The sequence below is a fragment of the Psychrobacillus soli genome (genome assembly GCF_006861775.1).
Classification (GTDB): domain Bacteria; phylum Bacillota; class Bacilli; order Bacillales_A; family Planococcaceae; genus Psychrobacillus; species Psychrobacillus soli.
The window spans coordinates 21,336-43,547 of sequence record NZ_VDGG01000010.1 but is presented as its reverse complement, the minus strand read 5'-3'; the positions used below and the strand labels follow the sequence as shown (position 1 = coordinate 43,547).

Here is a 22,212-nt window from a genome sequence, read left to right as displayed (position 1 = left end):
AAACTTGCTATTGTAAGAAATTAGTTGCTTTCATCGGCAATTTAGTTGCTCTTCTGCTGATTTTAGTTGCTTTCATACTGAAATTAGTTGCTTTCAATAGCTTTTTGATTTCCCTTAGCCATTCTTTGGAATTTATTAATTAATAACTACATAACTTTGGAATTTTGCATGTCGGTGTGAGACCCTGCAAGAGCGTTAGCGACGTAGCGGCTCGTCACTCGCCCGGCGGAAATATAGCGGGCTCTTTATAGAGCTCACTACGACACTGTATCCCCATACTGCCTTTAATTCAAAAAAAGCTCATCATCCGTTACGAATGATGAGCTTTTCTATATACTTTTTATTCTTGTAAATCTTCAATAGATGTAATGTCCATATAAGCAGGGACAACTAAACCGATTTTTACACCAGTCATACTAACACCAAGATCCTCAAATTTCCCATCAAATTTCTCTGAATACGTTGCGTGCGTTAATGGTAACCATGCTGCTAGAGATGCATCTGCACTACCATCAGCAACTGCAGTCCACATAGGGCCTGCTTCTACTTGTACTGTTGTTACTTTATAGCCCATATCTTCTAACACAATTTTCATCACATTTGTGCTAGCGATCTCGCTATCCCATGCGACATATGCAAGCTTGATTTCATCACCATCAACCTTTTCAACACCATCTGTCCATAAGGCAATTTTATCTGCATTTGCATCTACCCAGTTTTGCGCAGCAACTTCAGGTTTTTCACCTTCTTGGATGGCAATCATAATTTCACCCATCTCCTCTTCTGACCAGCTGAAGTTGGATAAGATTTGGTGAGCTTCAGGTAAATCTTCTTGTAAGCCAGTTCGACCGATTGTATGAATTTCTTCTTCTCCACCATACGAACCTTTTGGATCTTCAAGATATTTCAAATCGTACTTTGCAAATTTCCAGTGTGGCGTCCAACCTGTAATAATGATAGGTTTCTCTGCATCATACGCCTTTTTCAAAGCAGCAGTCATAGCTGCACCAGAACCAGAAACTAAATCCCATTTGTCTAATTCATAATCAGTTATAGCACGTTCAGTTGCTTCCATAATCCCGGCACCTGGATCTATTCCAGTAATTTTATATTTGACTGACTCTCCCACGGAACCTGCTCCTGCGGTACCTGCATCCTCATCTGACCCACATGCAGCAAGACCGATGGATAGTAGAGCGATTGCTCCTAAACCTGTAATCTTTTTAGCTAAATTCATGATAATTTTCCCCCTATTTTTTTCTTTCTTGTTCCTGCTTGTTGTGTAATACGATCTAAAATGATGGCAACAATAACGATAGAAACCCCAGTTTCAACACCTACACCGGTTTTCAACTGTGTCACAGATCGGTAAACTTCTTCTCCGAGTCCTGGTGCACCAACCATAGATGCAATAACAACCATGGACAAGGCAAGCATGATGCTTTGATTGACACCAGCCATAATCGTTGGTTTAGCGAGTGGAATTTGTATTTTCAATAATCGTTGCCCAGTCGTAGAACCGAATGCTTCTGTCGCTTCTATTAAATCCTTTGGTACCTGCTCAATTCCTAACATAGTTAATCGAATCGTCGGAGGCATTGCAAAAATGACCGAAGCTACCACTCCTGGAACTACTCCAATATTAAAGAAGAAGATTGCAGGTATTAAGTAAACAAATGCAGGCATTGTTTGCATCAAGTCTAGTAGCGGATTTACTACCTTACGAACACTCGCTTTTTGCGAGCCCCAAATACCAATCGGAATACCGATTACGACGGCCAAAAAGACCGAAGTCAATACGAGGGCTAACATTTGAAGCATTGGATACCAATAACCTAAATAATCAATGAATAAAAGCCCAACTAACGTAAACAAGGCAATTTTTCGCGTGGAAATAAAATAAGCGAGTAATGCGAAGATAATCGCAAGTAAAATCGATGGGACCATATCTAGAACGGTTACCGCTCCTTCCACAACCCCTCCTAATACATCCGCAATACCGTCCAATACGGAACCGAATGTAGAAACGAGCCAATCGACACCACTATCAATCCAATCTGCAAACGGAAGTCTTGGTAATAATTCATTCATCTTATACCACCTCCGAATTCGTTTGGTCAGCTGGTTCAATTATTCCATCATTATTAATAAACTGGTTGTCACCCGATAACGCACCAATCAGTACACCGCGAATAATAATTCCAAGTAATTTTTGATCTTCACTAATAACTGCTACCGGAATGGATGCAGTGGATACAACATCAAAAAGCTCAGTCAACACAGTATCTGGTGTAATCATCGGTAGATTAGAAATTATGACATCTTCTAGTGACTTATCTGTTTCTGAAGCTGCTACTGCATCTTGGGCAGTTACTGCTCCCATTAAACGATTACTTTTATCTACAACGTATATAGAAGAAATTCCGAGTTGTTTCATTAAACGAAGGGCAACGCGAGGTCCTCTGTCCACTTGTATCGTATCTGCTTTTTTCATAATATGTCTTGCCGTTAATACTTTTGCTAAGTCCACATCCTCGACGAAACGTTCTACGTATTCATTGGAAGGACTCATTAATATCTCTTCTGGCGTTCCAATTTGAACAATTTCTCCGTCCTTCATCAATGCGATGCGATCTCCAATTCGAAGAGCTTCATCTAAGTCATGGGTGATAAAAATAAATGTTTTTCCCATATCACTATGAAGCTGTAAGAGTTCATTTTGCATATCTTTCCGAATAAGGGGATCTAGTGCACTGAAAGCTTCATCCATTAGTAGTATATCTGGATCATTGGCTAGTGCTCTTGCAAGTCCCACGCGTTGTTGCATTCCACCGCTCAGTTGGTTCGGGTATTGATCTTCATATCCAGCAAGACCAACAAGTTTTAAAGATTCGATCGCTTTTATTCGGCGCTGATCTTTTGGTACTCCTTGGATTTCCAAACCATATTCGGTATTTTCAACAATTGTCTTATGTGGAAAAAGAGCAAAATTTTGAAAAACCATACCTATTTTTTTTCGTCTCACTTCGCGTAGCTGCTCTTTACTCATCTGCACAATGTCTTCACCATCTAGCAAAATCTGCCCCACCGTCGGATCGATTAAACGATTTAACATCCTAACCAAAGTGGATTTCCCACTTCCTGACAGTCCCATGATGACAAAAATTTCCCCATCATTCACATCAAAAGTTACATTTTTAACACCTACTGTTGCGCCAGTTGCTTTTAAAATGTCACTTTTCGATTTTCCTTCTTTTAGAAGCTGTACTGCTCGCTTCACGTTCTTTCCGAAAACTTTCGTAGTATCTTTTACTACGATTTTTTTCTTGATACTTTGTTCGTTCATATACACACTCCTAACTGCTCATATTAAATGAACACCTAATTATTATATATGTAATATGTTTGCAAAACAACCGTAATAACTTTTATTATAGTTTGTACAGTAAAAACCGTACAAACTATAAAGAAAAAAATTGCTTTTTAACGAAGGATATAATACATTTAATAAAGTCGGCTAGTTTAGTGAAGAGAAGCTGATTTCAGTGGAGGGAAGACGGAAATGGAAGGTCATGAAAAACTCGAAAAAGCACGAGAACGCATTATCGAGACAATTGCACAAAATATACATCTGTACGGTTTGGTACCTTCTGCAGGTAGACAGTACGGAATGATGTTTTTTCAAAATGAACCATTAACATTAGATGACATGACGGAAAAGCTTGGGATGAGTAAAACAAGCATGAGTACTTCCGTTAGAGCTTTGTCTGATTTAAAATTAGTCGAACGCGCTTGGAAAAAAGGAGTTCGAAAGGATTTATATAAAGTAACAGATGATTGGTACCAAAGCTTTATTGATCTGTTTTCGATCAAATGGCGGAGATCCGTTACACTTCATCTAGTTGCGATAAAAAAATCATTAGCTGAACTCGAGCAATTATCAATAGATCCGACAGCTAGTGAGGAATTACAAAAAGAAGTCCAAATCGATATCGAAAAACTAAAATACATTAAAAATTATTATGAGTGGCTCGAACGTTTGGTAGATGTCTTTGAAGACCAAAAGATTTTCGATCTCGTCCCAATCATGAACGATTCAGAAAGCGATTCATAAGACTGATCAACCGAAAAAAGGTACTGCTTAACGGGAAATCCCTTAGCAGTACCTTTTTTCATTTCATGTAAAATAATCCACCATTTACTACGTCAATTTTAATCCTCGCTTCGTATTGTTCTTCCATTGCTCTTTTCTCCATCTCATAACATTCCGGCTTGTCTTCTACTCCTTCGTAAAAGTGTTCTAATATGGCTTGATCCTTTTGCCATCTACTTTTTGCTTCTTCCGCCCATGCGTGATCTTCCTGTTGGATTATATTTTCAATTACAGCATCTAACCTATCTAGCGCACGAAGAGGCTTGATAATATATGGTAATAAAAATGCCCTTTCTGACTTTTGTGCATCCAATTCTTTCGTCACTAACGATTCCTGGAAACTATTTATAACCTCGCCAGTCATTAAATTAATGCCTAATGAATAGAGCATTTCTTTCGTTCGGTCACAATAATACGATACTTTATAATTCACTCCTAGCCACGGAGTTAAAATAGGTCTCGTTTCCAAATTGTTTGATACACGTTCATACATTTGTACATAGGCACCAAGCTTGTTCGTTGTTTGAAAGAGCTGATTTAGTCTAGGAGAACCGAAATGCACCACTTCTCCTTTCATATTCTTACTAAGTTTGGTTTGATCAGTGATTAAAGTTAATTGAACAGGATCTGGTATTCCATTTGTATTTTCAATATACTGCCAATGAAAAGGGCGATTCATAATTTTTTTATCCATATCAACTGTTAATTGAACCGTCATGTAGTGCTCATTACCATGTACTATTTCACAATTATTTTCTTTAAAAAATTTTTGTAAGTAATCGTGAACTTGATGTGGATACATATTGATCCTCCTCAAATTGTTTTTTTTAAAGTTGATAAAATATCGTCCAGCTCCCCTACTACTTTTTCAAAGACATCTAATTTAACGTAAAGTAATTCCAATATATCTTTTTCAATCGTATTTTCGATCGCTAAATTGTAAATATGAACGTCATGTTCTTGTCCTAATCGATGGACGCGTCCAATTCGCTGCTCTAGCTTCATTGGATTCCAAGGTAAATCATAATTTATGACGTGATGACAAAATTGGAGGTTAATCCCTTCACCACCGGACTCGGTTGCGATTAGCACTTGAAATTTTTCTTTAAAAAGATGCTTCATATATTCTCTTTTGCTCTTATTAAACTGCCCGTTGAAAGGTACACTTGTGATACCTTTAGAATTTAAATACCATTGCAAGTAAACTTGGCTAGCTTTATATTCTGTAAAGATAATGACCTTATCGTTTGCTTCGGAAATAATCTCATACGCTTTTTCCGCTTTTGAATTCGTTTCCAATGCCATTAGTTTTTGAATAATGCCGTCAACGAAGTCAATTTCTGCTTGCGTGGTACAGTTTTGACGCATTTTAGTTAACGTCAAATAGGTTGCTTCTTTACTGCTACACATTTCCTTTTGCAAAGTAATCATCGAAAATGCACCTGAAAAAACAGAGGAGACATTTTTCAGCTCCAATATTAACTCATAAACTTCTCTTTCTTCCTTTGTAAACTCGATTGGAATTGTTTGAACACGACGACTTGTCCATTCAATACCAGTCTCTTCTCTTCTGTTTCTTACCATTACTTGATTGACCAATTCTCTTAAGTATTCATCATGTTCTAGACTATGTTTACTAGCGGAAAATGAGGATTGAAACGTTTCGTAATTACCGAGATGTCCTGGTTTAAGCAAAGAAATGAGATAAAATAGTTCAAACACATTATTTTGAACAGGTGTAGCCGTTAACAACAAACAAAACTTTTTCTTCAAACCTTGAACAAACTCGTAAATTTTCGTTTTATGGTTTTTAAGTTTATGTGCTTCGTCAATAATAATCATGTCATAATTTTGTGCATATATAAGTTCTTTATGTGGGCTTTTTTTGGCTGTATCCATACTCATGACAACTACATCGTAGTAATCGATTGGGGTATTTTTTTTGAAAGCAATCGCGGGAATGTAAAACTTGTAGTGCAATTCTTCAACCCATTGATTGATCAAAGAGGCTGGTGCCAAAATTAATACTTTTTTCACAAGCCCACGGATGAGGTATTCTTTCAATATCAAACCCGCCTCTATCGTTTTACCGAGACCAACTTCATCCGCAAGAATTGCTTTACCATTCATCCTAGAGATGACCGTTTCAGCTACTTCTAATTGATGAGCTAAAGGTGTTAGGTTTGGTAAGTATTTAGGTGATTGCAGACCAGAAAATTCCTCAATAAGGTTTGCTTTTACTACTTCGTAACTCATATTGTATAATGTCCAATTATCCCATGGTTCCTGATTTTCTAATTTGTTTATGAAACCTTCTTTCCAATCAGACGATCTTTCAATTATCATGAACATCACCTCAGACAACTTTTTTGTCTTCTTATGTTGTCCAAAAAAGAAGTACATATGTTCATATAAATGAAATAAGTTAAGGAATTAAAAAAAGATGGAGAATTCTTCCCCATCTTTTTACTAATTATGATGAATAACCGTTCTTTCGTGCATTCTCTTCATCGAGAATTTCTTTTCGGAAGCCTTCAAGACTCTCTTCACGGCGTTCATTTTTCTGTTTGATTGCCTCTTTTTCGCTACCATTGGTATAAGCCATTAATTCTTCAGCTGCTTCCATATTGTCCTTTGTATTCTTCACCATATCTTGAAGCTTTTCTACATTATCTGAACGATCATCTGGCTTTGGTGTATTTTTGCTCATTTTAGTTCCTCCTTTTTTCCAATAAGGTCATACCGGAATTATCGTGCCCACCTAAACTAAAACTATTCAGTATAATCATTAATACAAAAAAATGGTTAAAATAACATGAATTAAATGAACAATTTAGGAGAAGATAGAAGAGGAAAAATACTAGAAAAGAGGCGGAGATGACATGTCGATGGAATGGTTTAACAGAGTAGCTAGTGAGCTTCAAGAACAATTGGAATCCATTTGTGAGGAATATGACAAAAGTGGACATATGAGTATAAACCAGGCTTCCAAACATCCACGAATTGAATTTTTTGTCGAAACTGATAAAGATGAAAGAGAATATTTCTTTACACTGCTTTTCGACCCTCATAATGAAGAATTTTACGAAGAAAGTTTTGATCCAATACTCCAACAACCTATTAGAATTATGTTAGATGACATTACGGATATAATAGAGGCTGTTCATGAAAGCTTTCATGAATTTATGGAAGAGGATGACGGCGATTATTATGATTTAGAAGAGGAATATGAAGTGCTAGATGGTGAAATTACGCTTGAAGAAATTGACGTGGAGTGGGAAACTCCGGAAGTTACTGCTTTCCAAATTGAGGATAAGATTGAAGTAACTTATCAATTTGGCATTGATAGCGCTAATGGAGATGGCGTTTTACGAAGAGTTAACCGTATCTGGACGGAAGATTCCGAGTTCTTCGAAGACGAAAGTAACTTTAGCTTTAAAAAAGAAGAGGCAAGTACAATAATCGCTATGATCGCCAGCCATCTGGATAATATGGTAGGCTTTGAGGAAATTATAAATGAGTAGATTAAGATGGCATCTCTGGGTAGAGATGCTTTTTTAACGATATAATTTATTTGGCAAATTAAAACAAATAAACTCCTCATTTTTATTTTATAAAAAAACGTTGCATTTATTATAAAAACAATATATAATAAAACATGTCGCTAATAAGTATCAGTAAACATTATTAGTATCACGGAGGAATACCCAAGTCTGGCTGAAGGGATCGGTCTTGAAAACCGACAGGCGGGTCATACCGCGCGGGGGTTCGAATCCCTCTTCCTCCTCCATTTTTACTTTTTTAAATCATTACCTATATTATTGTCGCGGGGTGGAGCAGTTCGGTAGCTCGTCGGGCTCATAACCCGAAGGTCACAGGTTCAAATCCTGTCCCCGCAACCAAATGGTCCCGTGGTGTAGCGGTTAACATGCCTGCCTGTCACGCAGGAGATCGCCGGTTCGATCCCGGTCGGGACCGCCATTTTTTTGATTTGTGATGCGCTGTTTAGTGCAAACTGTAGTGGCTCAGTAGCTCAGTCGGTAGAGCAAAGGACTGAAAATCCTTGTGTCGGCGGTTCGATTCCGTCCTGAGCCACCATATAATGCGGGTGTAGTTTAGTGGTAAAACCTCAGCCTTCCAAGCTGATGATGAGAGTTCGATTCTCTTCACCCGCTCCAATATTATAATTGTTAACCCTTCTAAGTATTTCACTTTAGAACGGTTATTTTTTTTTGCCATTAATCAGTATTAATTTACACGAGTTGAAAAGTAAAACGTTTATCACTCGCAAATTCTCCATTCACGTATGTACGTTCTGTAAAAGTTACTCGATCAGTATGATCCACCAGTATAACAGTGGAGCAACGAGTACCGTAATTAGACATTTTGATAAATAACGGTGATAAATTTCGCTCGAGTTCCATACCTACCCCTGTATTTGGTAGATCCTCATCTATAGCAACTTCTGCATCCGTCATGATTGCAAATAGTTCTTCTAAATCTAGCTCCTTTTTACTTGAACTATATGTTTTCAAACCCTCTCTGCCCTTAACTACCTTTGGCCACGATGTATTCAAAAATTTATTGCTTAATCCATGTGTTCCAGGATCAATCTCTCTAATTTCTCCCTCGATATTATTATAATAATGTAGTTTTTCTGGATTACCTAAAATCAAGTTGAAACCATTGTACTTTTCTTTGTCCCTATCTAAAAATTGAAGATATTCTTCAGATGAAAAACTACCAACCAAAAAATTTTGTACGATTTCACCACGAGAAATCTTCCCAATACTTACTTCGGATGGATTGCGATAGTTCGTTAATGCCGCAAATTTCCCTTCTTTTGTAATACCTAGCCAAGTTCCTAATCCTACTAAATCTCGACCAGCCAACAAATTCGGAGCATCTTGCCAAAATTGTGCAGGCTCTGTTTTCCTATCATAAAACTCATCACGATTTGCTACTACGATCAACTTATAGTTTGGGTGTGCATGAAATTGAAAATTTATTAAACACATTTGTAATCCTCTCTTCCTCGTTCATCTTATATATTATAAATTTTAGTAGTCATCTTATCTGATTCCTTATATAGTTATCACTATACATTACTTCATACATAAGGAGGGATTATTTTGGTATCATCCAAAGACGTAGCAAAACACGCAGGCGTCTCACAAACGACGGTTTCACGTGTACTAAATTCTCCGGAATTTGTAAAAAAACCTACCTTTGATAAAGTGATGAAAGCAATCCATGATTTAAACTATGTCCCAAATGGTCATGCACGCTCTCTCGTACAAAATAAAACCGAGACCATTGCTCTTTTATCAGGACCACTTCATAATCCATTTTTTGTTGACACGACTTCTGCCATAGTTCACTATGCCAATGAAATGGGTTATCGTGTTAATGTACAATTCGTGAATGATCAAAAGTTAAATGAAGCATACGCCACTGCCATTGAACATAAAGTAGACGGCGTTATATTATCTTGTATATTATTAGATGATCCGATATTCGAAAAGCTTACTCGGATGAATATTCCTTTTATTACATATAATAGAAAACACAAAAATAATGAGTATTTTGTAGAAATAGACAATTTCGAAGCCGGTTATTTAGCAGCAAAACATATGATTGAACAAGGTCATACAGCTATCGCATGGGTTGGTGGAACATTGACTGTTAGCACGTTCAACAACCGTTATCTTGGATTTCTTCAAGCAATAAAAGATCACAAATTATCGTTACCTGAACAATATATCATTAATACGGACGCATCTAAGCAAGCTATTACACATGCTTTTCATAAATTGATGCAACTGGAACACCGTCCTACCGCTATTTGTGCGGGTGCAGATTCTCTTGCTTTATTTTTAATAGACGTCGCTATTCAAGAAAATTATACTGTCCCAGAAGATATTAGTATTATTGGCATTGATAATGTTGATTTAAGTAGCCATGGTTCAATCCAACTTACTACGGTCGGTAGCATTTCCGAACAAAATCTTGGTTATCTGGCTATCCGTGAGTTAATTGAAATGATTGAAAATAAAAAAAATAGTTGCATACAAATCACCGAATCTGTTAAAGTGTTTCATAGAAGTACGACGCAGAAAATTTAAAACAAACTTTTCAAAGGTTTGTTTTAAATTTTTTACCAAAAATGAATACGTAACCATTTTGAGTAATATTTTTTCCGAGGAAATGGTTACGTATTCATCTAGCGATATAACTTTATATATTCATTCATTTTTGTAAGGGGTTTCATTTTATTTGTAAGGGGAGAAATTAGTTTATGAAATGGAAAGATAGGAAATATGGAGAAGAGTCTCCATACATACCAGCAGGACCTTTTAAAATTCGTTTACCTTTTATTCATTATCGGTTTGAGTGGCCTGATTACGTTCAAGGTTTATTAATGTGTGCAGTCGACTTATCTGCCATTCCTCTTCTAATCGAACTATTAGGAATGCCATTTGAAGTTGCCTTAGCAATTGTAGTTTTAAACGGAGTCTTCTATTTACTACATCATTTACTTGGCGACCCGGCTGTGCCAGGATGGATTACTCCAGCAATTCCGTTAATCATGTTATATTGTCAGCAATTCCCTGAAGGACCAGAACGAGTGCATGCGCTTATCGCCTTCCAGATGACGCTAGGAATTCTTTCTGTATTCTTAGGTGCAACAGGTTTAGCTGCAAAAGTTGTCAAGTTAATTCCTTCTGCGATGAAGTCAGGTGTAATTCTCGGAGCTGGTTTCGCGGCAATCATTTCGGTATTCCAAATTGGAGGGAAATTTGATGACTTTCCTTGGACAATTACTATTGCAATTGGGATTGGATTTTATCTTTTATTCTCAAAACACTTCGCAACACTCCAAAATCGTAACCCATTCTGGGGAACTGTTGCTAAATTAGGGATTTTTCCAGTAATCATTATAGCAGTAGTTATTGCACCACTATTTGGTGAGGCAGCATGGCCAACTATTCAATGGGGCTTCTCGTCCCCTGATTTCATTACATTATGGAATGAATACACAATCTTTGGTATAGGATTCCCACCAATTATGATGTTTGTTACAGGTTTACCAACTGTACTTGCAGCATACATCGTATTATTCGGTGACGTACTACAGACTAAAGCTTTAGTGGAAGATGGGGCAGCAAAACGCCCTGATGAGAAAGTGGAGTATAGCCCAAGCCGTGCACACTTAATTTTCGGTATACGTAACAGTGTCATGAGTATTTTAGGACCAGACGTAACGATGAGTGGACCATTATGGTCAGCTATGCAAGTAGTAATGGTTGAACGTTTTAAAAAAGGTCGTAAAGCGATGGACTCATTCTTTGGAGGCGTTGGTTCATTCCGTTGGGGTACTAATACAGGATTATTTTTACTACCTATCGTAAGTTTGGTTCAACCAATTTTAGGGGTCGCTTTAGCCTTAACGATGTTAATTCAAGGTTATGTAAGTGTAAAAGTTGGAATTTTAGAATCCCGCAGTCAACGTGACTTAGGAATCGCAGGAATAATCGGTGCTGTTCTTTGCATTAAAGGTGCTGCGTGGGCATTTGGAGTAGGGATATTACTTTGCTTCTTAATATTTGGTAAAGATTTCTTTAAAGGAGAAGTTGATAATACATTTTCAAAAGATCAAGAATCAGATCTAGAAGAAGCATAATAAGAAAGGATGATTCGATGAACAAGCAATATTATATTAATGGTGAATGGAAATCTTCAGAGAAAACGGCTGAATTAAAGTCACCACATACAAAAGAAGTTATCGCTCACATTCCACAAGCAACTCGCGAAGAGGTGGAACAAGCAATAGAAGTGGCTGACTCTGCGAAAAAACAAATGGCTGAGCTTACTGCCTATGAACGTGCGGCAATTTTGGAGCATATCGCTCAATTATTTGCCGACAATCGTCAAAAAGCTGCTGAAATCATTTCGTTAGAAGCTGCAAAACCGATCAAGTACGCATTAGGTGAAATTGATCGCACAATTGAAACATATAAATTTGCAGCCGAGGAAGCAAAACGGTTGACTGGTGAAATGATTCCGATGGACGCTGCAAAAAACGGGGCAAACCGCTTTGGTTATACAATTGAACAACCGATAGGAGTCATTGGAGCCATTACTCCTTTCAACTTCCCACAAAATTTAGTTGCACATAAAGTAGGACCTGCGATTGCAGCAGGTAACACGATTGTATTGAAGCCAGCATCACAAACTCCCCTTTCAGCATTATTTTTAGCTGAATTGGTTAACCAAACAGCTTTACCTAAAGGTACCTTCAATGTCATTACAGGTAGTGGTAAAACGGTTGGTGATGCTTTAGTGGAAAGCGATAAAGTGAAAATAATTACTTTCACTGGAAGTCCTGCTGTGGGTATTGGCATTCGCAATAAGGCAGGTTTGAAAAAAGTGGCACTTGAGTTAGGGTCAAATGCTGGGTTAATAATCGACAAAGGTGTGGATTTAGCTCAAATCGTACCTAAATGTGTCATGGGTGCATTCTCCAACCAAGGTCAAGTTTGTATTTCATTACAACGGACGTATGTAATGGAGGAACTATTTGATGAATTTATTGAACAATTTACTACAGCTACTAAGGAATTAGTTATTGGAAGTCCACTCGAAGAAACAACAGACGTCTCTGCAATGATTCATCCAGGTGAACAAGATCGTGCCGTAGACTGGGTACAAGAAGCGGTTCAAAATGGGGCCGAAATTGTAACAGGTGGAACAATCGAAAATGGTGTTTTCATGCCAACTATTTTAACGAATGTATCATCTACTTTAAAAGTATCTTGTCAGGAAGTGTTTGCACCAATCGTCGTAGTTAACCGTATTTCTTCAGTGGAAGAAGGAATCGAAGCAATTAACGATTCCAATTACGGAATTCAAGCGGGGATCTTTACGAACGACATCCAAACGGCTTTCCTTGCTTCCAAACAATTAGAAGTTGGTGGTGTCATGATAAACGATATTCCAACATATCGCGTAGACCAAATGCCATACGGTGGAGTGAAAGAAAGTGGAACTGGTAAAGAAGGCTTAAAATACGCAATTCATGAAATGACAGAAACAAAATTAGTCGTTTGGAATCACAATTAAGGAGTGAACCGCATGTCCGAAAAAATAACATTCACACCCATTAGTTATACCGGCTGGGATTCGCTATCTCACCTATTAGATGAAGTAAATCGCTTTAATGTAAAAAAAATTCTTGTTATAACTGACCCATTCTTAAAAGATATCGGTTTAACTAATAAAGTTGTAGAACCTTTGGAAAGCGCTGGTTACGCAACAGAAGTTTATACAGATGTCGTACCTGAACCACCTTTAGCAATTGGGGAGAAGCTCGTTGCATACACACGTGACAACGAATTTGACATGGTGATCGGCATTGGTGGCGGTAGTGCATTAGATTTAACAAAGCTCGCAGGTGTATTAGCTTCGCATGAAGGTAATGTAGCTGATTACTTGAACTTAACCGGCACAAAAAAAGTCACAAAAAAGGGACTTCCAACAATCTTAATACCAACAACTTCAGGTACAGGCTCAGAAGTAACAAATATTTCTGTATTGTCACTGGAGACAACCAAAGACGTTGTAACACATGATTACTTATTAGCGGATGTAGCAATCGTAGATCCTGCATTGACCATCTCTTTACCACCAAAAGTAACCGCTGCTACAGGAGTCGATGCACTAACCCACGCGGTAGAAGCATATATATCGAAAAATGCTAGCCCTGTTTCTGATGCACTTGCTTTACAAGCAATTCGCTTAATCAGTAATGCTATTCGTACTGCAGTGTCGAATGGTGAAGACAAACAAGCTCGTACAGACATGAGCTACGGAAGCTATCTTGCTGGTCTTGCATTCTTCAATGCAGGAGTTGCCGGCGTTCATGCATTAGCTTATCCGATAGGTGGTCAGTTCCACATCGCACATGGTGACTCAAATGCTGTATTACTTCCTTATGTTATGGGGTATATTCGTCAAAGCTGTGAAAAACGCATGAAAGATATTTACGATGCGATGGGATTTAGTTCTGCCAATCTTTCACAAGAGAAAGCTTCTTATAAATGTGTTACAGAACTAAAACGTTTAGTAGAAGACGTGAACATTCCATCTACATTAAAAGGCTTTAACATTACAGAAGACGCACTAGAGAGCCTAACGAATGACGCAATTGAGCAAAAACGTATATTAGCACGAAGTCCTATGCCTTTACAAAAAGACGATATTTTTGCGATTTATAAAGCAGCTTTCGATGGAACTATTGTTGAACGATAAAAAAACTGAAATAAACACCCATCTGAGTCGCTACTCAAATGGGTGTTTATTTTATCTTTCAATGCGCGATATTTTGTAAATCAGATTACTTACCGGCATACCATTAAAACGATTATAAAACATTGGAAGAACAAGACCTACATAGTCATCTAGAAATTTATTATCTTTTCTTTCTTCTATTAATACTCTATATTTCGCTGAGGCATTTACTTTCATGTATTCATTTATAGAAGAAATGCTTACTGTTTCTATATATTGAATCATCGGAGTATTTGACTGCAATGCATTCTCCACATTTTTTGGATAGTCCTTTGCATTTGCTACTTCTATCACAAAGTTTACTATTGTTATCACTTCAATCATCTATAAACCTCCTTACTCGTAGAGAGCGACAGTGTTTCTAAAGATATTCTACACAATTAAATACATTTCTCAAGAAAATATATCTCCCAAAATTATACCAGTAGGATAAAAATATCACTATTAACAATCCGACACGTAGTTCTGTTAAAATGAGGATAGTATCTTAAAAATTAGAACTGGAATGGTGAATAAACGTTGAAAACATTTAAAAAAATGTATATCGAAATCACAAGTGTATGTAATCTCGCTTGTAGCTTCTGCCCTCCGACTGCTAGGAAAGCAAATATTCTCAAAGTAGATAAATTTAATGAAATACTTGATCAAATCAAACCACATACGAAATATATTTATCTACATGTAAAAGGAGAACCCCTTCTCCATCCTAGAGTCGATCAATTGCTAGATGCAGCTCATGCTAAAGAATTTAAAGTAAATATTACAACAAACGGGACATTACTCAAAAAGAATAGACATAAATTGTTAGGCAAACCAGCGCTACGACAAATGAACTTCTCACTCCATAGTTTTGATGGACATGAAGGTTCCACCGACCGAGAAGGATACTTAGCGGAAATTCTTTCATTTGCAAAAGAAGCAGCCGCACAAGGGGTTCTCATCTCCTTCCGTTTATGGAATTTAGACCCGGTTCATGCAACAAGTGAACAAAAGAGAAAAAACCAAGAAACATTGGATATTTTGGAAAAAGAATTTAATTTAGATTACAAAATTGAAGAAAAAGTTGTACCTGGAAGTGGAGTGAAAATTGCAGACCGGATTTACATTAACCAAGACCATGAATTCCAATGGCCAAGTTTACTCGCACCAGAAGATGACGGCAAAGGATTTTGTCACGCCCTACGCAGTCAAGCAGCCATCCTTGTCGATGGTACGGTAGTACCTTGCTGTTTAGACGGAGAAGGTGTGATTGACCTCGGAAATATTAATGACAAACCTTTCTCAGAAATTATCGAAGGTGAAAGAGCAAATAATCTTTATGATGGCTTTTCTAGAAGAGAAGCTGTGGAAGAAATGTGCAGGAAATGCGGTTATCGGAAGAGATTTGGAGCTTAAATCTATTTCTAATATTCATAAATCATCAAAAAGAGAGGATGTCTCAAAAAGTTTACTTTGAGACATCCTGTTACTATTACTCTGAAATAAGACGCTTTCCCTTACTAACATAAACCTGATTCAAAATGAGCGCACCGAACATTTGAATAACCGTCTTCACAATAATTTGCCCCAAAATGGCAAAAGGCACGGCTTCCCAAGGGAGAAAGTTAGCTCCAAGTGGACTTAAGCCAATAACGACAAAAATGACAGAATCTAGAAATCCTCCAACAAGTCCACTGTAGAACACACGCCAAGCCATTGGCAGTTTCAATCGTGTATAGATCTCGGTATCCGCTGTTTCAGCGACAACAAACGACAATGCGGATGCCACCACAATCAATAATGTGTCCCCTAGCATAAATGAAACCAACGCGGATAAACCTAAAGCTATAATAATAAATAAATACGTCTTTGCTCTTCCGTATTTATTTTGAACAAGATCTCGGAAAATGAAAGTTGCTCCGATCAAAAGCGTTCCCATAGGGACGATAAACATGCCAAGCTGCAATGGTGCAAATGCTGCTGTTACTACATTAGCGGTGACGATAGATAATAAATAAAATAATATTCTCATGATGTTACTCCTCAAGTAATTTTTGTGGCTATACGCCTCTTTTATTTCCCCAAACAAGCGCGTGAAGCTGTGGTAGTACTTTGACATCTCTTAATTGCTCGTCTGCAATCACCCGGTCTATCAGCACTCCGTATTTCTCTAATAAGTGGCTGATCAGCTGTGGGTTGTCAGTCGAAGTAATCTCATCATTACCGACCTGAAGATAAAAAGGGATTGTCGGGTAGCGCAAGTGAACTTGCTTGGCATACTCATAATCCGCTTGATTGAAAACGACTATTTTGAGGGAAATATGCTGCTCGCTGTTTCGATTTTTAAGTTTTCTAATGATATCCGAGAGTACTGAAAAGTCCGTAATCATTCCGGAACTGGGAGGCTTTGGTGAAATCGTCAGTTCATCAATTTCGTGGAGCCATTCCTGCCATTTACTTCCTTGTGTCTCTACTCCGATCTTAATATCGTTTTCTTTTAAAACAGCAATGAGTGATTCCAAATTTCGAAGAAGAGCCGGATTTCCACCTGAAATTGTGACAAATGAAAAACCATTTCCCCCAAGACGCTTCAACTCAGACCAAATCTCTTCTGCAGTCATTTGGACTATAAGATGTTTACCACTGCCATCCCATGTAAATGATGAATCACACCAGGAACAAGAATAATCACAGCCAGCAGTTCTTACAAACATCGTCTTCTGACCTACTACCATTCCCTCACCTTGAATGGTCGGCCCAAAAATCTCCATAACGGGTACTTTACTCAACTTCCATCCACTCCCGTCTCGCTTCAGCGTAACTTGTCGGAGTTTCATACAACCTAATAAATTCTACACGTGCCCCGTCATATCTTTGTTCATCAAGCAATGCTTCCGTTAATTTTTCGTAAATCCAGACAACGATATTCTCAGCCGTCGTATTCATCGGCGGAAGCGTTTCATTTAAATAACGATGATCCAAATAAATTTCTATTTTTTGTTTCCAAATTTCTTTTATATCACCAAAATCAATCATCAAACCACGATCATCTGTGTATCCACTTAACCCTAAAACAGCTCGGTACGTGTGACCGTGAAGATTTTTACATTTCCCTTCATAGTTGTGTAAATGATGGGCAGCATCGAAGGTGAATTCCTTGCTGACGAGAACTCGCTTTGTATGATACTTTAATTGATTGCTTTGAATATCTTCCTCTATTTTTTGGAGCTTATCGACAATTCTAAAATCAGTCATGCCTTAAGACTCCTTCTTAAAGCTTAAGTACTCATCAAGCCCTCTTTTTCGCAACTTACAAGCAGGGCATTCCCCGCAACCATCTGCAATCACACCGTTATAACAAGTCAACGTTCTTTTCCGAACAAACTCAAGTGCCCCAAGTTGATCTGCAAGCTCCCATGTTTGCGCCTTGTTTAGCCACATGAGTGGTGTATCAATTACAAAGGTATCGTCCATGGATAAATTTAAAGTTACATTCAAAGATTTAACAAAAATATCTCGGCAATCCGGATAACCACTAAAATCCGTTTCACAAACCCCAGTCACAATATGCTTGGCTCCTACTTGGCTCGCTAAAACCCCTGCAAATGAAAGAAAGAGCAGATTTCTCCCTGGTACAAAAGTCGATGGCAATCCGCCTTCTTCTCCATCTTCAACCTCTATGTCATCTCTAGTTAATGCATTCGGTGCAAGCTGATTCAAAAGGGACATATCCAGAATGTGATGCTTGATACCAAGCTCCTCTGTTATTGCTTTCGCACACTCAATTTCAAGACGATGCCTTTGCCCATAATCAAAAGTCACTGCCTCGATCTCTCTAAAACGTTCTTTTGCCCAGAACAGACAAGTTGTGCTGTCTTGACCTCCACTAAATACAATGATTGCTTTTTCCTGCTTCATCTGTAAAACTCCTTATAACGAAAAAAACGGCACACTAAAAAGAATGCCGTTTTCTTCTTAGTTTTTTAAAGAGGGTAGCTAAAAACCTCTTCCTTCATAATGCGAACTATTCAATTTATCGATTATCTATTTTTTCTGGGTAAAGATCATGATTCATCAAACGATAATTTGCGATTTCTTCATATTTAGTACCTGGTCTCCCATAATTGCACCAAGGATCAATGGAAATTCCTCCGCGCGGTGTGAATTTTCCCCAAACCTCAATATACCTAGGATCAAGTAGTTTAATTAGATCGTTCATGATGATGTTGACGCAATCTTCATGGAAATCGCCATGATTTCTGAAACTAAATAAATACAATTTTAACGATTTACTTTCTACAATCTTTTTATCCGGTATGTACGAAATGTACATCGTCGCAAAGTCAGGCTGTTGTGTAATTGGGCATAAACTAGTAAACTCTGGACAATTAAATTTCACGAAATAATCACGATTGGAATGGAGACTATCTACCGACTCCAACACTTCCGGTGCATACTCAAACGAATATTGAGTCCCCTGATTACCTAACAACGTTAAATCCTTTAAACCTTCTTCTTGGCTTCTGCCAGACATAATAAAAACCTCCTAATATAATGCTTTCTAAAGAGGCATCTCTAACCAGTCTATCGCAAACATATAGGATAAAAACAAAAAAGCCATGCCCAAATATGGACATGGCGAAACGTCATGTATCCATAGTTTTTTATAGAGGGTATCAGCTATGAACCTCTCCCGATTAAGTTCGGGTACTTGTTTATGATATAGAATACTTTGCAAAAGGTCAAATAAGCATTCTAAAAGAATCTAAATTATTTTAGAATCTGATTACTTTCATTCTAGGAGAAAGATTTCTTGAAAAACAAACCATTCATACGTATACTAGTAGTAACAACTGAGTAAAATAAAAATGACCACTTGATGGGCTAAGATCAAGCGGTCAAATATAATAGCGTTTCCCCTCAAGGGGATTGGCTAGCAAATAGGATTAACCCATCTGAGCTGTCAACTCAAGGATGGGTTATTTTTTATGGTTAAATGACAGAATTACTACGATCAATGTTGCAAAAGCTACTGCGAATGATAATGCTTCGAATACTGACATCAGCACCACCCCCTTTCAAGCGGGAGTGAGCCGACCACCCTTGAGTTACCTATCTATTATATTTAAATTATACCATGCATACGTTTTTCAACGTACTTTTACTCCCAATAGTTAGTGATATCTTACATTAGTATTTGATTAATTTGTTTTGAGGAAAGAACCGCGCCCCATTACGACTCAGCTGTATGTAACCCGCTCTTAATCTAATATCCTCTAACTAATTTATTTCGAATTTTATTGGATATAAATTCAACAATCAAAATGAGGAGTACTAACCCTATTAAAATAGATCCAACTTCCTCCCAGCGATAGGATCTCATCGCAAAAATAAGTGGTGCACCGATTCCTCCAGCTCCAACTAGTCCTAACACGGATGCATCGCGTAAATTCATGTCAAACCGATAAATAACAATGGATAAAAACATCGCCAATAATTGTGGGATAATGCCATAACGGATTTTTTCAAACATTGTACAACCAATGGATGTCATCGACTCTAAGACGCTAGTATCTAAGTCTTCAATCACGTCTGCGTATAATTTCGATAGCATTCCTATGGATATTAATGACATCGTTAAAACACCCGCAAACGGGCCTGGGCCTGTTACACGAATAAACATTAATCCGTAAATAATTGCTGGAATTGTACGTATACCAATTAATAATATTTTCGTCACAAAGGCAAGCGGCTTTGGCACAACATTGGAAGCTGATAGAAAAGCTAGTGGAATTGCTAAAATAGCACCAATAATTGTTCCTAAAAAGGCAATCGCCATTGTTTCAATGAGTAAATAAGCGACACCTTTTTCCGTAATATTAAAGAGTAAATCTAAATCTGGGTGTAAAATACCAGTTATAATATTTTTCGCAATCGTTAAGCCACTTGTTCCCATATTATTCAATTGAATTGCCGAAAGTGACCAAATAAATAGAACAAAAACGATAACGAAGATCCAGGTGATATATTGATAGTTCTTCTTTTCTGACAGCAGCTGCTTTTCAATAGCATTCATACAACTTCCTCCTTAAACTAACTTCTTTCTGAAATGTTCACTTAAGTTTTCGATGATGAATACTGTAATGGCAAGCATGAGTAGAATGATGCCGACATTTGCATAATTTCGCCAGCCTATTCCCTCGCTTAATAGAAGTCCAATACCACCTGCACCTACATATCCTAAAATCGAGGCGTAACGAACATTTCCTTCAAAGCAGAATAAAGAAGTAGATAAATAGTTGGGCAAAACTTGAGGAAATATTGCGTATCGAAATGCTTGAATACGTGTTAAACCAATGGACTCCATCGCTTCATATGCGTCCATATTGGCATTTTCAATTTGCTCATACAAGAGCTTTGCAACATACGCGATCGTAAATAAAAAAATTGCCACAGTACCCGCCATCGTGCCTAATCCAAATATAAATGTGGCGATAAGCGCTGAAACTAAAGTCGGCAAAGTACGAAGAATACTAAGTAAAAGTTTAACAATAGAAACGACTATCGAACTTTTTATAATGTTGGAAGAAGCTAGAATAGCAACAGGCAACGCCACAATTGCCCCTAACGCTGAACCAAGTAATGACATCTTTATCGTGTCCATTAATGGCTGCCAAAGCTTAGGGGTATATTCCCAGTTCGGGGGAATCATTTGATCTAAAATGACAAAAAACTCTTTGATTCTTTTCACTATTACTTCCATACTAAATCCTGTAATATGTACAGAAAATATTGTAGCGATGAGTAATATTAATAGTATCAATGGGGTGTAAGATCTTTTTTCCAAAACTACCTTTCCGTTAGGTAATATAATTTTCTTCGGAACAAATATTTTGTCAAACATGATTCATCTTTGCCCCTTCTTTTCTAACTTCAATCGATTGTGCACGTCCATAAATGTGATCTAGCACGCTTTGATTCACCATGGAAGACTTACCATCGAAGACTACTTCACCTTTTCTGATGCCGATAATACGATCTGCATATGCTAATGCTAAGTCGACATGGTGAATATTCATGATGACTGTAATATTCATTTCTTGATTAATTTTTTTAAAATCATCCATTACTTGACCCGCTGTTACAGGGTCTAATGAAGCTACTGGCTCATCCGCTAAAATAATATCGGGATTTTGTGCTAAAGTTCGTGCGAGTGCCACTCGTTGCTGTTGTCCACCTGATAGTTGGTCTACTCGTGTATATGCTTTATCTAAAATGCCTACTTGATCGAGTGCAGATAAAGCTTGCATTTTTTGTTCTTTCGTAAATAGACCGAAGATTTTACGCCAAAATGGCAGATCAGGTACGAAGGAAACTAGAACATTTTTCAATACCGTTGTACGTGTAACGAGATTAAAAGATTGAAAGATCATGCCGATATTTCTTCTAAATTGGCGAACTTCCTTCCCTTTTAATCCCGCTACTTCCACATCATTTACGATGAGCGTTCCATCCGTAATGTCATGCATACGATTAATACATCGGATGAACGTCGACTTCCCTGCACCAGATAATCCAATGACAGCAACATATTCCCCTTTTTCTATCGTCAAATTGATATCATTTAAAGCTAATAAACCATTTGGATATTTTTTCTCCACATTACTAAATTTAATCATGATAATCTCCAATCAATATGTTAATACGTTAAAAAAATGAGAACATCATAT

At 37.6% G+C, this 22,212-nt stretch carries 23 protein-coding genes, 5 tRNA genes and 2 riboswitches; of the genes, 12 read left to right on the top strand and 16 right to left on the bottom strand.

Going from position 1 to position 22,212, the window contains the following annotated elements; genetic code table 11:
- Positions 1–340: 340 nt before the first annotated feature.
- The 3 genes from FG383_RS06205 to FG383_RS06195 are packed head-to-tail and all read right to left on the bottom strand — an operon-like array spanning position 341 to position 3,346.
- Positions 341–1,237, bottom strand: a complete 897-nt coding sequence (locus FG383_RS06205) for a glycine betaine ABC transporter substrate-binding protein (protein WP_142606033.1) — start codon at positions 1,235–1,237, stop codon at positions 341–343.
- Entirely contained in the window at positions 1,234–2,091 is an 858-nt protein-coding gene (locus FG383_RS06200; RefSeq protein WP_142606031.1) for an ABC transporter permease, read from the bottom strand. Before FG383_RS06200 ends, FG383_RS06205 begins: the two co-directional genes overlap by 4 nt.
- Position 2,092: 1 nt before the next feature.
- On the bottom strand, positions 2,093–3,346 hold the full coding sequence (locus FG383_RS06195) for a quaternary amine ABC transporter ATP-binding protein (RefSeq protein WP_142606029.1): 1,254 nt from the start codon (positions 3,344–3,346) through the stop codon (positions 2,093–2,095).
- Positions 3,347–3,562: 216 nt separating this feature from the next.
- Between FG383_RS06195 and FG383_RS06190 the strand changes: the two genes are divergently transcribed.
- A complete protein-coding gene (locus FG383_RS06190) occupies positions 3,563–4,114 on the top strand; it encodes a GbsR/MarR family transcriptional regulator (protein ID WP_142606027.1) in 552 nt (183 codons plus the stop codon).
- 58 nt (positions 4,115–4,172) lie between these two features.
- On the opposite strand, the gene FG383_RS06185 is transcribed toward FG383_RS06190, so the two are convergent.
- The 3 genes from FG383_RS06185 to tlp form a co-directional block, all read right to left on the bottom strand.
- Positions 4,173–4,955: a YqhG family protein gene (locus FG383_RS06185; protein ID WP_142606025.1), complete on the bottom strand. Its 783-nt coding sequence runs from the start codon at positions 4,953–4,955 to the stop codon at positions 4,173–4,175.
- An 11-nt stretch (positions 4,956–4,966) separates the two neighbouring features.
- A complete protein-coding gene (locus FG383_RS06180) occupies positions 4,967–6,505 on the bottom strand; it encodes a DEAD/DEAH box helicase (protein ID WP_142606131.1) in 1,539 nt (512 codons plus the stop codon).
- 121 nt (positions 6,506–6,626) lie between these two features.
- Complete coding sequence (gene tlp, locus FG383_RS06175) at positions 6,627–6,863, bottom strand: small acid-soluble spore protein Tlp (RefSeq protein ID WP_142606023.1); 237 nt, start codon at positions 6,861–6,863, stop codon at positions 6,627–6,629.
- 172 nt (positions 6,864–7,035) lie between these two features.
- Between tlp and FG383_RS06170 the strand changes: the two genes are divergently transcribed.
- From FG383_RS06170 to FG383_RS06145, 6 genes are all read left to right on the top strand, one after another.
- Positions 7,036–7,677: a hypothetical protein gene (locus FG383_RS06170; protein ID WP_142606021.1), complete on the top strand. Its 642-nt coding sequence runs from the start codon at positions 7,036–7,038 to the stop codon at positions 7,675–7,677.
- A 173-nt stretch (positions 7,678–7,850) separates the two neighbouring features.
- Positions 7,851–7,943, top strand: a tRNA-Ser gene (locus FG383_RS06165).
- Positions 7,944–7,978: 35 nt separating this feature from the next.
- Positions 7,979–8,055, top strand: a tRNA-Met gene (locus tag FG383_RS06160).
- A gap of 3 nt (positions 8,056–8,058) precedes the next feature.
- Positions 8,059–8,134 (top strand) — tRNA-Asp (locus FG383_RS06155).
- A gap of 41 nt (positions 8,135–8,175) precedes the next feature.
- Positions 8,176–8,251: transfer RNA gene (locus FG383_RS06150), tRNA-Phe, on the top strand.
- A 6-nt stretch (positions 8,252–8,257) separates the two neighbouring features.
- Positions 8,258–8,331, top strand: a tRNA-Gly gene (locus tag FG383_RS06145).
- A gap of 75 nt (positions 8,332–8,406) precedes the next feature.
- On the opposite strand, the gene FG383_RS06140 is transcribed toward FG383_RS06145, so the two are convergent.
- Entirely contained in the window at positions 8,407–9,171 is a 765-nt protein-coding gene (locus FG383_RS06140) for an NRDE family protein (RefSeq protein WP_142606019.1), read from the bottom strand.
- Between the two features lie 114 nt (positions 9,172–9,285).
- Between FG383_RS06140 and FG383_RS06135 the strand changes: the two genes are divergently transcribed.
- The 4 genes from FG383_RS06135 to FG383_RS06120 all read left to right on the top strand — a co-directional run bounded on the left by FG383_RS06135 (position 9,286) and on the right by FG383_RS06120 (position 14,464).
- Positions 9,286–10,278, top strand: a complete 993-nt coding sequence (locus FG383_RS06135) for a LacI family DNA-binding transcriptional regulator (protein WP_142606017.1) — start codon at positions 9,286–9,288, stop codon at positions 10,276–10,278.
- A 173-nt stretch (positions 10,279–10,451) separates the two neighbouring features.
- Positions 10,452–11,837: a hypothetical protein gene (locus FG383_RS06130; protein WP_142606015.1), complete on the top strand. Its 1,386-nt coding sequence runs from the start codon at positions 10,452–10,454 to the stop codon at positions 11,835–11,837.
- A gap of 17 nt (positions 11,838–11,854) precedes the next feature.
- Entirely contained in the window at positions 11,855–13,276 is a 1,422-nt protein-coding gene (locus FG383_RS06125; protein WP_142606013.1) for an aldehyde dehydrogenase family protein, read from the top strand.
- Positions 13,277–13,288: 12 nt separating this feature from the next.
- Positions 13,289–14,464, top strand: a complete 1,176-nt coding sequence (locus FG383_RS06120) for an iron-containing alcohol dehydrogenase (protein ID WP_142606011.1) — start codon at positions 13,289–13,291, stop codon at positions 14,462–14,464.
- A gap of 51 nt (positions 14,465–14,515) precedes the next feature.
- Here the strand turns inward: FG383_RS06120 and FG383_RS06115 are convergent, their stop codons facing one another.
- A complete protein-coding gene (locus tag FG383_RS06115; protein ID WP_142606010.1) occupies positions 14,516–14,827 on the bottom strand; it encodes a hypothetical protein in 312 nt (103 codons plus the stop codon).
- A gap of 195 nt (positions 14,828–15,022) precedes the next feature.
- On the opposite strand from FG383_RS06115, the gene FG383_RS06110 reads away from it, so the two are divergent.
- Positions 15,023–15,898 carry a radical SAM/SPASM domain-containing protein gene (locus FG383_RS06110; protein WP_142606008.1) on the top strand — a complete coding sequence of 292 codons (876 nt, stop codon included), beginning with the start codon at positions 15,023–15,025 and terminating at the stop codon, positions 15,896–15,898.
- 76 nt (positions 15,899–15,974) lie between these two features.
- Here FG383_RS06110 and FG383_RS06105 read toward each other — a convergent pair whose 3' ends face one another.
- The 8 genes from FG383_RS06105 to phnC form a co-directional block, all read right to left on the bottom strand.
- On the bottom strand, positions 15,975–16,514 hold the full coding sequence (locus tag FG383_RS06105; RefSeq protein ID WP_142606006.1) for a VUT family protein: 540 nt from the start codon (positions 16,512–16,514) through the stop codon (positions 15,975–15,977).
- Between the two features lie 28 nt (positions 16,515–16,542).
- Positions 16,543–17,271: a 7-carboxy-7-deazaguanine synthase QueE gene (gene queE, locus FG383_RS06100; protein WP_142606129.1), complete on the bottom strand. Its 729-nt coding sequence runs from the start codon at positions 17,269–17,271 to the stop codon at positions 16,543–16,545.
- Entirely contained in the window at positions 17,264–17,737 is a 474-nt protein-coding gene (gene queD / locus FG383_RS06095) for a 6-carboxytetrahydropterin synthase QueD (RefSeq protein WP_142606004.1), read from the bottom strand. The genes queE and queD overlap by 8 nt, the downstream gene beginning before the upstream one ends.
- Positions 17,738–17,740: 3 nt before the next feature.
- A complete protein-coding gene (gene queC, locus FG383_RS06090) occupies positions 17,741–18,400 on the bottom strand; it encodes a 7-cyano-7-deazaguanine synthase QueC (RefSeq protein ID WP_142606002.1) in 660 nt (219 codons plus the stop codon).
- 51 nt (positions 18,401–18,451) lie between these two features.
- A riboswitch (PreQ1 riboswitch) is annotated at positions 18,452–18,495 on the bottom strand.
- Positions 18,496–18,515: 20 nt separating this feature from the next.
- Positions 18,516–19,016 carry a preQ(1) synthase gene (gene queF, locus FG383_RS06085; RefSeq protein WP_093271502.1) on the bottom strand — a complete coding sequence of 167 codons (501 nt, stop codon included), beginning with the start codon at positions 19,014–19,016 and terminating at the stop codon, positions 18,516–18,518.
- Positions 19,017–19,132: 116 nt separating this feature from the next.
- Positions 19,133–19,179: riboswitch (PreQ1 riboswitch) on the bottom strand.
- 569 nt (positions 19,180–19,748) lie between these two features.
- Positions 19,749–20,558 carry a phosphonate ABC transporter, permease protein PhnE gene (gene phnE / locus FG383_RS06080; protein WP_142605999.1) on the bottom strand — a complete coding sequence of 270 codons (810 nt, stop codon included), beginning with the start codon at positions 20,556–20,558 and terminating at the stop codon, positions 19,749–19,751.
- Between the two features lie 12 nt (positions 20,559–20,570).
- Complete coding sequence (phnE, locus tag FG383_RS06075; protein ID WP_142605997.1) at positions 20,571–21,386, bottom strand: phosphonate ABC transporter, permease protein PhnE; 816 nt, start codon at positions 21,384–21,386, stop codon at positions 20,571–20,573.
- Complete coding sequence (gene phnC / locus FG383_RS06070; RefSeq protein WP_142605995.1) at positions 21,379–22,161, bottom strand: phosphonate ABC transporter ATP-binding protein; 783 nt, start codon at positions 22,159–22,161, stop codon at positions 21,379–21,381. Before phnC ends, phnE (FG383_RS06075) begins: the two co-directional genes overlap by 8 nt.
- Positions 22,162–22,212: the final 51 nt, after the last annotated feature.